Source organism: Streptomyces alanosinicus, from assembly GCF_014650595.1.
Lineage (GTDB): Bacteria > Actinomycetota > Actinomycetes > Streptomycetales > Streptomycetaceae > Streptomyces > Streptomyces alanosinicus.
In genome coordinates, this window is the sequence record NZ_BMVG01000080.1 from 1 (window position 1) to 12,795 (window position 12,795).

Consider the following 12,795-nt stretch of genomic DNA (forward strand, 5'->3'; position numbering starts at 1 on the left):
GAACCGAGGATAGGGTCACTGACCTGCAAGAACTCCTCCACTAGTTCAGTCAACAGGTAGAGTGCGGCAACGTCCTCAGGGCTGGGAGTTTGGGCGGGGTCGGGGTGGTGCGGGCCGAGACGCCATTGGTCATCCGGAGGCGTACCGCCTGCGGGAAGGGTGGGCTGGCCTGCGGCCTGCGCACGCCAGTGATGCTCCTCAGCCAGAGTCCGCCGCCTGGTCCAGCGAGCCGGCCAGAAGATGCCACGGCGGTGCAGGCCGGTGGGCGGGAAGGCGAAGATGGTGCGGCCTTCCAGGCGGAACTGGTCGAGGTGGAAAGCTCCGGAGAACAAGCAGTTGGTCAGGTCCGCGTCAGTCAGGACGAGGTGCGCGGCGTCCACGCCCTGCACCGATGCCACCCGTACCTCAGCGGGCCCTGGCAGCAGACTCTCATCCACCGGCGTGCTGTCGGCGATGAAGCGGGCGGGCTGGGCGGTGACCGCTACTGGGGAGGACAGCACTGCATGACTGAGATCCGCCGTGGCGTAGCGCAGGCGTATGGTCGCTGTTGAATTCCACTGGGTCCGTACGAAATGCACCTCATGCGCTGCAATCTCCAGCGTCACCGCTACCTCGAACAGGGCTCCAGACAGATCAACCTCTCGCCGGCAGACCATCGGCCCGAACCACGACATCGCTGCGAACCGTGCCCCGCCAAAACCGGCGGAACCGGTGATCTGCACCCCGTGGAACCTGGCCTGGCCGATGAACTCCGCTCCGGTGAACCAGGCGTGGCCGCTGAACCGGGCTTTGTCGAACCAGCCGTGGCGGCTGAACTCCGCCCCGTCGAATCTGGCACCGCCTTCGAACCGTGCCGCGACGAATCGGGCAACACGGCTGAACCGCGCGTTGACGAAGGGAGCCTCACGACTGAACCGAGCCCCATCGAAGCGGGCCTCGCCGCTGAACTGGACACCAGCGAACTGGGCGTCGCCATCGAACACGGCTCTGACGAAGGACTGTGACTCGCCGCTGAACTGCACTCCGTTGAACCCAGCGTCGGCACTGAACCGAACCCGGTCGAACCAGGCGTGGCCATCAAAGCGAGCCATGTCGAATCTGGCGTCGTTGCTGAACTGAACCTCCATAAAAGAGTGGGTGTCGCCGCGGAATTGTGCCCCAACGAAGCCTGCGTAGCCCGCGAACTCCGCCCCGACGAAGTGGGCTTGGCCACTGAACTGCGCCATGCCGAACTGAGCGTCCCCATTGAACAGAGCACCATCGAAGTCGGCCTCCCCGCTGAATACTGCCCCTTCGAACTGGGCATCACGGATGTTCACTCTGCCAGTGGTGGAGAGCCGGAGACTGTTGAGGAGTTCGTCGAGCAGGGGTTGGGTGAAAGGGGTACCTCGGTGATCGATGTCGACGCCAGGGGTCAGGCTAGCCAAGTAGGCGCCGCGATCAGCATCCGTCAGGTGTGCCAAGCATGCGGTGTGACCGCTGACATGAATGCCCTGGCAGCCGACCGGATTGGTGGTCGGATCAGCGCCGTACCCACAGTGGGGCCAGGAAGGCGGGGCCTGACTCGGCGACGGGGAATGTGTCATACGGGCGTCTCCAGGCTTGGTGCGTCATCGCATGGCCGATCATGAGAGGGACGACAGTGAGTGATCATCCGGTTGCGTCGGGGTCGTTTGTCAACCCTCGCCGGATTTCGGACGTAACTCGTCAGGGCCCGGCCCTGATGGCGCTGCGGGGCTTCAAAGACGGTGTCGGCCACGGCGCGAATCGCAGCGCGAATGGCGGCGGGTATTGGTCCGGTCGGAGGCGTCGTCTTCGACCGACCACAGGTCGGCGATCGCCTGGTGGAAGTCAGCGACGCCGATGTCCGTGCGGGCCAGCGGGGTCTCTTCGGCGGCGAACCGGTCGAAGTACTGTATGACAGGCCGAGGGTGGGGCGGGCTTCCTTGATTAGGCGTTGGCGCCTGCCGTGTGCCGGACGGCCCAGCGGGTGACGCCGTCGCGGACTACGAAGCGTTCGGTATTGGCGCAGACGGGCCGCCACGGGGTGGCGACGATGTTGTTGATGCCGTAACGCCTGAGCTGCGGTTGTAGAAGCCTTGTCGGACGCTAAGTGCCGCGGCGAGCCTGAGCCTTGGTGCCCTGGTCGCTGCTATCACCAACCGGCCGGTTGCCAATCTGGTCAGCTCCCAGACCTTCCTTTGACGAGGTCAGAGAGGTTCACACGCTTTAGCACCGGCCTGAGCTGCGCGTTGCGCTGGTGGAAGTCGCGCCATGCCACTTCGAGGGCCAGGTCTTCAAGTTCAAGGCCCGAAATCCCCTCACCCGAGTCTGGCTTGATACGGAAGGCCTCGATGCCTTCGTTCTCGGAGATGAACTGCTCAGCCAGCTCCAGGAACGTCGGGTCGTAGTGGTCAACGTGGAGTTCACCGGGCGGGATCAGCGAACCGGTGACCGCGCACAGCAGAGGGCTGCCGGCCTGGAGCAAGGCGCTCCTCGTCTCGGCTATCTGTGGCCCGATGGAGCTTCGCAAGGCGGCTAGGACCTGACTGCGGTGGCTTGGATGGGTCAGGCATGCATTCCAGGAGAAGTCGTTAACAGTGCCGTCAATACGGACAACGACGAAACCGGTGGTTCCGTACTCGGTGCGGACGACCCGGAAACCAGCTATGCCAGCACCACGCTTCAACTCGTACTCTGGATGCAACGCCACCAGGTTACGCAGGAATGTGTCGTCGTGCGTGCCGGTCACCTCGGATCCGATGCCGTAGGCCGCGACGATGCTGCGACAGGCGTTTCGGACAGCCTCCTTACTCTGGTAGTGCGTGTTCCCAACCATGACGCCCCTGGCCATCCTGCCCCCTTGTGCTCGGCGAACTTTCGAGCGTACCGGCGTCTGCCAACACTCCAGGCTCGTAGCTTCCACGAAACCTCCAGTACGCCACGGCTGACAGCCGCAGGCTACCGGCCAACGCCGACACAGCAGCTTGGGAAGCTGCGAGCACGTGCGGCGGTTGGGGTGCTGACCTGGGCGAACGACCGCTTCGCGGTCTCGTCAGGCCAAGGCGGACTCACCGTGATTCCCCGCTCGATCTGGTGCGGTAGTGGTGCAAGCCGCTGTACCTGTACCCCTAGTCAGTGCGGTTGTGCGTCCATGCTCACGTCGACGGCGACAGGGAACATAGAGTCGGCGTGGAGACCACGGGCAGGGGATGGTAGGTACTCACGAACGTTCAGGCAGCAGGCTGCCGCCAGTCAAGCAGTACCCGCTTCTCCGGGGCCTGGCTGCCCTCTGCACGTCCTACCCGCACATGCTCGATCTCCAGCAGCACCAGGCCACGCTTCGAGGCATACGGTGCTGTACGCCACCAGGCGATGAGGTCATGCACGTCACCGATGGGTAGATCGGTCATCCGCTCCAGGTACTTCAGGCGGGCCTTGGCGGCGCGCAGGTCTTCCTTGCTGGCCTTCTGAGCAGCAACGAACGCGGCCTTCACCATCAACCCTCGCCCGTACAGCTCACCGATGCTCGCGAAGCGTTCGTCAGCACCTTCAATGTGCTTCTTCAGACGAGCGATCTCCGCCTCGATATCACGCTCCAACAGTGCCAGCCGCTCACGCGCCTCCGGCTTGAGCAGCTCGGCCAGAACGTGCTCGGCAAGAAAGTCTTCGAGCTTCTCAGCGTTGATCCGAGTCCTGCCACAGCCATCGCACTTGTAGGACGGAGGGGCCTCGGCGTGCGCGCGGCTGCCGACCATGGGCGCAGTGCACTCGTCGCAGATGGCGCAGCCGCCGGTGGCCAAGTACTCATAGGCGTCACGAGACTTGCCGCGCTGCTCGCTTCGCTCCTCAAACAACTTCTGGAGACGGCGGAACACCTCGGGCTCGAGGACGCGTTCCTCCCAGCCTTCGATCGGCTCACCGTTCTCGTCCAGGCCGGCCAGCCGCGGGTTGGTCAGCAGCCGATGAAGGACCTCGCGGCGAAACTCGTTACCGCGAGGCGTCAACATGCCCTTGCCGGTCAGCCACCGCGTCGCATCAGCTTCCGAGGCGCCGTTGAACAGGAGCGTGACGGCCTCCCGCAGCAGGGGTGCTTCCGAGGGGTGGACCATCCCTGCGCGCACGTAGCCCGACAACCGTCCCACGCAGCTGACTCCGATCAGTGATTCGCACCTGCGACCGTTACACGTCGACTTCCCGTTAGAGGTCGCTTAGATCTGACGTAGGCCAATGTATATCCGCAGCTGTGTCGCTCATGCCTATGTGCGGGCTAACTGATCAGTAATAAACGCGATACTTACAGGTCAGCGCCCTCGCGCCGCTCTCAGTGTGGCGCACTTCACGGCAACCCGTATGGGGCAGAGCCCGTCTTCACCAGTTACATCGCCGGCGAGTCAAGCCACTCAAAGGTCGCCGACCCCTCGACGTGCGGGCCGACCGGGCGGTGCATAGGTGGGTGCACATCATTCGACCATCCCGAGTACCTTCCACAGGCTCGCCGTCGACACCTTCTGGGTCTGCCCGAGCGGGATCGTCTGCACCGGAAACTCACCGACCTTGATCAATTCGTACGCCTTGTCAGGCCCGATCCCCAAAGCCCGAGCCGCCGTCACCACACTCACTGCGGCTGGCAAGGACCTCACTTCCTCCACCGACATCCCGCCACGACGCCGATCCGAACGAACATCCTCTGCTGCCATCACAGATGAGGACAAAGGTGGTCACATCCCTCTTCCCCGCGCCACCTGACGGGAAGCATACGGCGCCCAAGGAAGCGTCTCCTTCGCTACAGCATGATCAGGGCACGTAAGGCATAACCCGGCACATTCAGGGGGATCCCGCGTGTTCGACGGCAGCACCTACAAGCGATGCAAGTGCACCGAACCCAAGCTCGATGACGAAGGACAACCTGTCCTCGACGCAAACGGCAAACCCATGGTGCGAGAACTTGGCTCCGCCTGCCCCCTGCTCAAGAAGCGCGATCACGGCAGCTGGTACTACTACGTCAAGCTCCCCGACGGCCCCGGCGGCAAGCGCCGGCGCCCCCGCAAGGGCGGCTTCGTCACTCAGAACCAAGCCAAGGACGCAGCACAGAAGCTGTGGGACCAGGCCCAGGGCGGCATCGACGTCGACACCAAGGAAACCGTCTCCGAGTACCTCGACCGCTGGCACGCCAAGCGTGTCGACCTCAAACGCAAAACCCGCTTCGGCTACCGCGACTTCATCGACCGCATCTTCAAACCCTCCCTCGGCCACCTCCCACTCCGCGACCTCCGCGACCGCCACATCCAGGAGATGTTCCAGCAGATATGGGCCTACAACGAGACCAAGAAGGCCAACCAGGAAGCGGCTGAGCTAGCCAAAATCGAATGCGAGGCCGCCCACCTTGCCTGGAGACAGGCCCCCACCCCACGGCCGCCAGAACTTCGCCAGGCATGGGACCAGGCCCGCGCAGCCCTCAAGGAAGCCCAGGCCAAACCCCGCCAGAACACAGGCCCCGCCTCACAGAAGAGGTACCTCGACTGCCTCTCCGCAGCACTCGGTGACGCGGTAACCGAAAAACTGATCACCCACAACTGGGCCAAGCTCGTCGTCCTCCCCAAATACGAACGCCCCCAACCGCTCGTATGGACCGACGAACGCGTAGCCCGCTGGCGCGAAACCGGCGAGAAGCCCGGACCCGTCATGGTCTGGACCCCCGAACAGACCGGCCAGTTCCTCGACGCAGCCGTCAACCATCCCATGTACATCATGTGGCACCTCATGGTCTACCGGGCACCGCGCCGCGGCGAGGCAACAGGCCTGTCCTGGACCGAACTCGACCTGACCAAAGGCGTGGCGCACGTCTCGGGACAACTCGTCACCGACTCCAACTACAACATGTGGCAGGACACCCCCAAGAGCCGCAGCGGCCGACGTGCCATCGCCCTTGACTACGCCACACTGGCCCTGCTCACTGCCTGGCGTGACGTACAGAAAGCCCAACGCGCCGAATGGGAGGAGAAACACCGCCAAGACCCCACGAAGTACGGTCCATACGTCGACTCCGGCTACGTCTTCACCCGGCCCGACGGCCGCCCCCACAACCCCCAAAATGTCTCCCAGGCCTTCTGGAGATTCATCCAGCGCATCGGCCTCCCCCCGGTCCGCCTGCACGACTTGCGTCACTGCGCCGCATCACTCAGCCTGGCCGCCGGCCTATCGATGAAAGCCATCCAAGCCCTGCTCGGCCACAGCAGCTACCAACTCACTGCCGACACCTACACCAGCCTGCTGCCACAGTTCGAACAAGCCGCTGCCAACGCACCCCTTGACCTGGTACCACGCCGCAACGGCGTCGAGAAGCCCACCGATGAACAAGCGCAGGCAGCCCAGCCGCACCCCATGCAACTCCCCACGTCAGTCCACGACGGAGGAGAAATAGAGCAAGCGGCGACCACCGCCTCGGCCTGCGAAGAAACAGCTGACCGGCATCTGCGTGTCGTACGGCCCAGTCCTCGGGACGAGGCGCGGGGCGCCGCCTGATCGCGCTGTCCCCCGTTTGTCCCCCTGCCAGCAAGAGAGCCCCTCGGAGAGCACTCCGAGGGGCTCTTCATACCTTGTTTTGCCTGGTCAGGACTGTGCACCCGTAGAATTCGATCTTGCGACATCCTCTTCATCGACGAGGGCTTCGGCAGCCTCGACGACCAGACCCTCGACGAGGTCCTCGACGTCCTCGACTCCCTGCGCGAACGCGACCGCGCCGTCGGCATCGTCAGCCACGTCCCCGACCTGCGGCGTCGGATCCACGCCCAGCTGGAGGTGGTGAAGGGCAGAACGGGGTCGGTGCTGCGGCAGCGGGGTGTGTGAGGACTCCTGAACCCTCGCTCACTCATCGATACATTGCGGCCGCTTGGGGTGGATTTGTTACCTGCGCTTCCCTCCCTTCCCTTGATCGTCCTTGTCCTTCTGTCCCCCCGCCTGTCCCCCGGACAGCCCCCGGAGCAGCCGTCGCGTGATTCGGGCCTGTGGGCTTGTCCGTCGTCGCAGGCGGCGGGCAGCGAAAGTTTCGTTTGACTACCGCTTTGAGTTCGCGAAACCGGGGGTGGCTGTCACAGCTCGCCCTGCTGCACGGTCCGCGACTTGAACCGCCGAACGTCATGCATGACGACGTCCTGGGTGTCGTCGTCCTCGACACCTCCAGGCCGGACTCAGAGGTCGAGTACCCGGTCTTCGCGTGGAACCCTGGCGTTCCGGAGGGCGGGCTGACGGAGAAGGTCGCTGACACTTTCGGTGAGTTCGCGCTCAGTGAGTGCCGCCAGAACCTGGGGTGACCTCGCTTGCCAGGCCCCGCCGAAGCTTCGGTTTCGGCCCCTCTCCTGTCACCGGCCCCCAGCCACCGGCACCCGTGCCGGACCCTCCGCCGGCGGAGAAGGAACCCAGCCACCTCGGCCGGGCCGTCGCCGCCGTGGCGATCTTCGGGCTGGTCGGGGCCCTGTTGTGGCGGGGACAGGACAGGCTGCCCGGCAGCATCGCCGCCAGCCCGGCCAATCCCGCCTCGTGTTCCAGCTCAGAACACGACGAACTCCCCCGGGAATACAAGACCAGCCGGGCTGTGTCCGGTTACGAACTGTGCAAGGCACTCAACCAGCCCGACCTTGCTCTGTTCCTCGGAACACCCGGCGAAAAGCCGACGACCGCCTCCGGCAGCAACACCTTGGTCGACAAGGACCCCGCGCCGGAGGCCGAAGTCGACTTCGACACGTGCACCGTGCAACTCTCAGCCGGTTTCAAGGTGTCGGTAGCCGAGTGGGTGGCCCTGCTGAGCCTCGGGAAGCAGGACAGCGTCAAGACGTTCACCGTGCTGGGGCGGCCGGCGGTGTTCTCCTCGTCCCGCGCCATGCGGATGAACCTCGATCCCGTCAACGGCAGCAGCGCAGACGGGAACGGTCCGCCGGTCCGGACGCTGTACGTGGCACGGGACAAGGGCGACCGGGGCGGGATGTATCACATCGCCGTGTGGTCGAAGTCCGGGGCCCTGCCCACCGACCGGGCCCTGGTGCGGATCGCGGAGAAAGTCCTTCCGGCGCTCTCCGGACGGTAGAGGGCAAGGCCGAGCTTGCTCGTGCACCGGCTCCGGCACGGCCTGCCGTATGCCGAGTTCCGGGATGGTCCAGTCCCACGTCTCACGCGCCCAGTCCGCGAAGCAGGTGCGGTGGCAGATCTCGCCCTCCGGGACCGCTGATGTGCGAGGGTGACTTGCCCGATTATTGGCGGTCTGGTGGTGAGGCTGTGGGCACGGGAGGTGCTGACGGAACAGATGCTCAGGAATAGGGAGTTGCGGGCGGCGGCCCGGCTGACCGATGCGCCTGGGACCTGATACCGGGTTGCAGGCCGTTAGCCTGTCGGTATGTCGGAGCGTGTCATGCCCGGTCGGACGGACGGCCTGATCACCCTGGGTGCCGCGGACGCTCTGTGGGTCGATCTGACGGCCGACAGTGCTGTGCCGACGGCTGCTGGGGCCTTCACCTCCTGTCCTGCCCATGCCCCGGCGGGGTACGTCCTGCTCGGCGGCCATGTGGTGGCGACGGTGAGGGCGAGCGGCGGTCAGTGGGGTGTTGCGGAGGCTGCGGTGTGCCGGGCGGCCGCGGAACTGAACACGGTGGGGATGGACCGGCAGGACCTGGTCCGCATCGGTCCGTTTCGTGGGGCGCCGAGGCAGGAGTGCGACGAGGAAACGCCGCTGCGTTGGCGCCGGCGCATCACGGGGGAACTGCAGGAGCCGGGAGGCTCCGGGCGGGCAGCACGGCGTGAAGCCGCCCGGTCGTACCATCTGGCGGGGATCGACTGGCGGCAGATGCTCGTGGAGCAGACCCGCGACGGGACGCAGCGGACGTGGTGGCTGCCGCGCGCTGTGGTCAGGCTGCTGGATGCGGCCGAGCACGCCGAAGCGCAGTGGGTGCAAGCCGCGCGGACCCGCCAGGCAGAGGCAGCAGTCACCGGGCCGCCCTCCCATCCCCGGCAGGCCCCAGACGCCGGCGGTCGGCGGACGACGAGCCCCGAGGGCCCCACCGCCTCGCTGCGCCCGTACAACGGAGAGCTGGAGGGCCAGCTGTACTCGGTGCTCAGCAGGAAGCCCGCTACCTCCCGCCGGGTGGCCGGGTGGGCGTGCGCCGTCTGCCGCACCGCGCCCGCCACCGTGCTCGACCACTGCCACGAACACGGCTACGTCCGCGCCCCCGTATGCCAGTCCTGCAACACACAGGAACGCCCCGACCACCTGTACAGCAACGACATCCGCGTGGCGAACCGTTACACACGCCTCTTCCACACCGACACCGGCCACTGGCTGCGCCACTGGCACCGCTGCCCCGGCTGCCGCGCACGCACCACCCTGCCCCTGCCGCACCTCGCCGCATGGACCGCCCGCATAGCCTGCCGATCGCTGCGCCCGACCCACCCCGCCCCCGGCGGCCGCAAGCCCTGCGGTGTCCTGCGCGTGTCCTGGACAGGCAGTCAGAACGCCCCCCGTTCCTGCCTGCTCACTGTCACAGTCGACTTCTGCCCCTCCGGCGAGCACCGAGTCCTGGCGCAAGTCCCCTACCGCGAAGCCACCGAGCGGTTTCGCATCTGGCTGGCCGAGACGGCCCCCGCCGTGGCCGCCGCGGCCGGCCCTGACCGCTTGGACGACCTCCCCGCCCAGATCCGGCCCGTCATCGCGGACACCAGCGGCGAGGACACAGCACTCTTCTGAACGAGCACCGGAGACCTGACACCTCACCGTCACCTCGCAGATGCCAGCCCCCGAGACGATCAGCCCGCAGGCTCCAGCGAAATGTGCAGCAGAGTTAACGTGTACGCGACGGTCGAGGGGAGGGGGCGCCACGGTGACGGACAGCAGCTTGGCGTGGATCGGCGAGCACTGGTACAGCGGTGCGATCGCCAAGGACGGGATGCTCTCGGACATCAGCGTCACGGCGGTGCGGGGCGTGGACCCGGTGGACTTCGTGGTGCGCCTTGGCGCCGACCGGGCCATGGCCGAACGGCCGCCGCTGTTCCAGGACTTCGACAGGCTGAGCGTGAACCTGGGTGACAGCGTGGCGATGTTCGGCCGCAGCGGCGAGTGGACGTACGTCCTGGAGGTCGAGCGGTCCACCTGGCACCTCGTCTTCCTGGACCGGCTGGGCCAGGACACCTTGGTGGAGCAGGGCGACGAACTTGTCTGTCTGGACCGCTTCCTGCACGAGCACCCGTGGGTGTGCTACGTCGACGCAGCCGGCGAAATGAGTTCCGGCGAGCCCGGTGACAGCCTGCTGGAGCCCGCGGTCCCGCTGATGGACGGGCTCGGGGCGTTCGCCGCGCTGGACGCGGCCATGCGCCGGGCCGGGGCGGTGCGGGACACCTTCCCCGGCTGCGAGGACCCCGATGACGAGGACGAGGAGTTGGCGAAGCGGCTGTTCGCGGCGGTGGGCGAGCATCTCGGGCTGTCGCTGCCGCGTCGGGAGATCGAGCTGGGGCTGCTGCCCGCGGTGCACCTGCCCTCGCCGGTGTGAACTGGTGGCAGCGGGGCGCCGCGCCCTCCCGGCGCGGCGCCCCCTGTGAGCGGGGTGGTGCTACTGGTTGTTCGCGGTCATGGTGCACTTCACGGTCGTGCTGTCGGCGGAGCACGCCGCGCGCATGTTCGTGTTCAGCCAGTACGGGTCACGGTCCAGCAGTCGCTGGTTCGCGTTGAAGGCTGCGAACCCGGCCATCGAACCGCTGTTGTCGTTCCCGGAGATCGCGGACCGTCCGCAGACCTCCTTCCACGTCGGCACGAGGCCGTCGATGTTGAACAGGTGTACGGTGCCGTCCTGCTTGCTCGCAAGGGTCTGCACACAGGCGTCCCCGCTGCTGACCGGGTTCAGGCCACCCGCGAGCGAGGGCATCCCGCCGCTGTTGTAGGTGGCGTTGAACGCGAACTCGTCGCAGTTCAGCTCCTTGTCCGTCGTGCCGTTGAGGGCGCTGGTGTCGCCGTTGGCCGCCGCCCATCCGGGGGGCAGATCACCGTCCGGTTGCCGCTGATGTCACCGTCGGGCAGGAAGTACAGCGGCTTGCTGTCGGCCTTGCTGCCGGGGTGGTTGGCCAGCTTGTGCTGGATCAGCCAGGCGTGCGACGAGGCCTGCAGGTACTTCGCCGCGTTGAAGGTGTAGGTCGAAACGTAGTTGTGGAACACGCAGCCGATCGTCGGCACCTTGTTGATGATCTTGGTGTTGTCGCAGCGGATCTGGTCGGAAGCTCCGCCGTTCTCCAGGTCGCCGCCCGCGACGTCCATGAAGACCGCGGGGGTCGTCTGCACCGTCTTGCCCGGGATCTTCGGGTTGCCCTGCAGTGCGACCGCGACGCCAAGCTTCATCACCTGCGGCTTGGTGGTGCTCGGTCCGGTCAGGGTCGGCCCCCAGAGGTAGGAGGCGTCCGCGGACACGCTGTGGTGGTCGCCGGGCACCCATGCGGCCGCGCCCGTCCAGCCGCTGACGTTCTGGACACCGCAGTTGCCGGAGGGCTCGCAGTCGATCTTCGGGGCGTCCAGAGTGAACGCGGGGATGGTTGCCGGAACGTCCACGTCGGTGACGTTGATCCGCTCGGTGATGTTCCCTGACTTCGGATCGAGTTGACGCTCGTTGACCACCAGCGCCTTCACGGTGCCGACGGGGACGTCGTTGAGGGACGCCTCCCACGCCATGGTGAACGACGAGCACTCCTCGAAGCGCGTGGTCCACAGCCCCGCCCGCGGGTTGGCCGGGTCGCAGCCGCTGACCAGGGATGACTGCGCGGCGGCCTTCGCCTGCGCGCCGGTGCCGCGGTGGAGGGTGAAGTTACGGCCGTCGTAGGGCTCGGCCTTGCCGCACACCTTCACTCCGTTAGAGGAGGTGGTGCAGCGGGTCCCGAACGTCCCGGGGGCGACGGAGCGGTCATGGCTCGGGCCGGCCGTGGTCTTCCACGGAGAGGGCGGCGCCATCGTGTCCGTGTACGGCTGGGCGGACCGGTCCGGGTTCTGCGCCGAGGCATTGGGGTTGGGCAGGGTCAGATCGACGGGCATCGTGACGCGGAATCGGGCCCACGGCGACCACGACGTCTCGTGCAGGCCGCTGTCCTTGGCGTAGGCGGAGGTGTGGAAGACATAGTCGACGTTCGGCTTCAGCCTTCCGGCGCCCACGGTCACGGACGCGGTGGAGCCGGACTTGACGAAGTCGGACACCAGGACGCCGTACTGGTTGTCACTGATCTTCACCTGGGTCTTGGGGCTTCCACCCTGACCGTGGACACCGGTTGTCATGCAGCGATGGCCGGCGTAGTTGATCTCTGTTCGAAGGCGACCGGCGTGAGGTAGCCGATCGTGGAGCGTCTGCGCCGGTGGTTGTAGAAGCCGAGCCAGCGGAAGACTGCGAGCCGGGCGGCTCGTTCGGTCGGCCAGGCGAGCGCATCGCCGGCCGAAGTGCCCGATCAGCACGCCACTGCCGACGCGCCCCCTCGGGAACATCGCTGGTCTTCAAACTCCAGTCCGCCGTGGCCACGCCGCACACCTCCGAGATCAGGGTGTTGCGACGACCAGTTGAATCCGCCCTGAGCCCCGTGATCGCTGTGGAAGATGACGTCGTCCACCCGGCCGCCGCGCGTGCGGACGGCTGCCTTGAGCGCGTCGGTGACGCGTTCGGCCCGCATGTGATCGGCCATCGGCCAGCCCAGCAGGCGACGGGAGTACACGTCGATGACGGTGGCCATTCTGTGGAATCTGTGACCTGCGGGTTCATCCTTGGTTGCCTTGTCGGACGTCGATGA

At 66.3% G+C, this 12,795-nt stretch carries 12 protein-coding genes and 2 pseudogenes; 6 read left to right on the forward strand and 8 right to left on the reverse strand.

The annotated features are described in order from the left end of the window. The 5 genes from IE277_RS45545 to IE277_RS45560 all read right to left on the reverse strand — a co-directional run. Positions 1-1,463, reverse strand: a 1,463-nt coding sequence (locus IE277_RS45545; RefSeq protein ID WP_229882559.1) for a pentapeptide repeat-containing protein, incomplete at its 3' end; no start/stop codon positions are given. A gap of 487 nt (positions 1,464-1,950) precedes the next feature. Further along, positions 1,951-2,067, reverse strand: a complete 117-nt coding sequence (locus IE277_RS50050) for a DUF932 domain-containing protein (RefSeq protein ID WP_373311017.1) — start codon at positions 2,065-2,067, stop codon at positions 1,951-1,953. 115 nt (positions 2,068-2,182) lie between these two features. Then, a complete protein-coding gene (locus IE277_RS45550; protein ID WP_189959874.1) occupies positions 2,183-2,854 on the reverse strand; it encodes a DUF3223 domain-containing protein in 672 nt (223 codons plus the stop codon). A gap of 379 nt (positions 2,855-3,233) precedes the next feature. Continuing rightward, on the reverse strand, positions 3,234-4,145 hold the full coding sequence (locus IE277_RS45555; protein WP_189959875.1) for a recombinase family protein: 912 nt from the start codon (positions 4,143-4,145) through the stop codon (positions 3,234-3,236). Between the two features lie 318 nt (positions 4,146-4,463). Beyond that, entirely contained in the window at positions 4,464-4,700 is a 237-nt protein-coding gene (locus IE277_RS45560) for a DNA-binding protein (RefSeq protein WP_229882560.1), read from the reverse strand. 142 nt (positions 4,701-4,842) lie between these two features. Here IE277_RS45560 and IE277_RS45565 point away from each other — a divergent pair, with 142 nt between their 5' ends. The 6 genes and pseudogenes from IE277_RS45565 (at position 4,843) to IE277_RS45590 (ending at position 10,532) form a co-directional block, all read left to right on the forward strand. Then, positions 4,843-6,525: a site-specific integrase gene (locus IE277_RS45565; RefSeq protein ID WP_189959876.1), complete on the forward strand. Its 1,683-nt coding sequence runs from the start codon at positions 4,843-4,845 to the stop codon at positions 6,523-6,525. A 120-nt stretch (positions 6,526-6,645) separates the two neighbouring features. Then, positions 6,646-6,849, forward strand: a pseudogene (locus IE277_RS48625) (SbcC/MukB-like Walker B domain-containing protein); the annotation flags it as partial. Positions 6,850-7,139: 290 nt separating this feature from the next. After that, positions 7,140-7,313 (forward strand): hypothetical protein, encoded by a 174-nt coding sequence (locus IE277_RS45575; protein ID WP_189959878.1) that lies wholly within the window; start codon positions 7,140-7,142, stop codon positions 7,311-7,313. 74 nt (positions 7,314-7,387) lie between these two features. Further along, the gene (locus IE277_RS45580) at positions 7,388-8,083 is read left to right on the forward strand and encodes a DUF6215 domain-containing protein (RefSeq protein WP_229882561.1); all 696 of its coding nucleotides are present in this window, start codon (positions 7,388-7,390) and stop codon (positions 8,081-8,083) included. Positions 8,084-8,389: 306 nt separating this feature from the next. Further along, positions 8,390-9,733, forward strand: coding sequence for an endonuclease domain-containing protein (locus tag IE277_RS45585; protein ID WP_189959880.1), 1,344 nt, complete (start codon positions 8,390-8,392; stop codon positions 9,731-9,733). A gap of 133 nt (positions 9,734-9,866) precedes the next feature. Next, entirely contained in the window at positions 9,867-10,532 is a 666-nt protein-coding gene (locus tag IE277_RS45590) for a hypothetical protein (RefSeq protein WP_189959882.1), read from the forward strand. Between the two features lie 60 nt (positions 10,533-10,592). On the opposite strand, the gene IE277_RS45595 is transcribed toward IE277_RS45590, so the two are convergent. The 3 genes and pseudogenes from IE277_RS45595 to IE277_RS49125 form a co-directional block, all read right to left on the reverse strand. Then, positions 10,593-10,904 (reverse strand): hypothetical protein, encoded by a 312-nt coding sequence (locus tag IE277_RS45595; protein ID WP_189959884.1) that lies wholly within the window; start codon positions 10,902-10,904, stop codon positions 10,593-10,595. 44 nt (positions 10,905-10,948) lie between these two features. Continuing rightward, positions 10,949-12,292 carry a hypothetical protein gene (locus IE277_RS45600; RefSeq protein WP_189959886.1) on the reverse strand — a complete coding sequence of 448 codons (1,344 nt, stop codon included), beginning with the start codon at positions 12,290-12,292 and terminating at the stop codon, positions 10,949-10,951. A gap of 299 nt (positions 12,293-12,591) precedes the next feature. Then, a pseudogene (locus IE277_RS49125) lies at positions 12,592-12,795 on the reverse strand (DDE-type integrase/transposase/recombinase); the annotation flags it as partial.

Bases quoted from the DNA above. Each gene is read 5' to 3' on its own strand.
- IE277_RS45550 (WP_189959874.1), bottom strand. From the start codon at position 2,854: ATGGCCAGGGGCGTCATGGTTGGGAACACGCACTACCAGAGTAAGGAG.
- IE277_RS45560 (WP_229882560.1), bottom strand. From the start codon at position 4,700: ATGGCAGCAGAGGATGTTCGTTCGGATCGGCGTCGTGGCGGGATGTCG.
- IE277_RS45575 (WP_189959878.1), top strand. From the start codon at position 7,140: ATGCATGACGACGTCCTGGGTGTCGTCGTCCTCGACACCTCCAGGCCG.
- IE277_RS45585 (WP_189959880.1), top strand. From the start codon at position 8,390: ATGTCGGAGCGTGTCATGCCCGGTCGGACGGACGGCCTGATCACCCTG.
- IE277_RS45595 (WP_189959884.1), bottom strand. From the start codon at position 10,904: ATGCCCTCGCTCGCGGGTGGCCTGAACCCGGTCAGCAGCGGGGACGCC.
- IE277_RS45600 (WP_189959886.1), bottom strand. From the start codon at position 12,292: ATGACAACCGGTGTCCACGGTCAGGGTGGAAGCCCCAAGACCCAGGTG.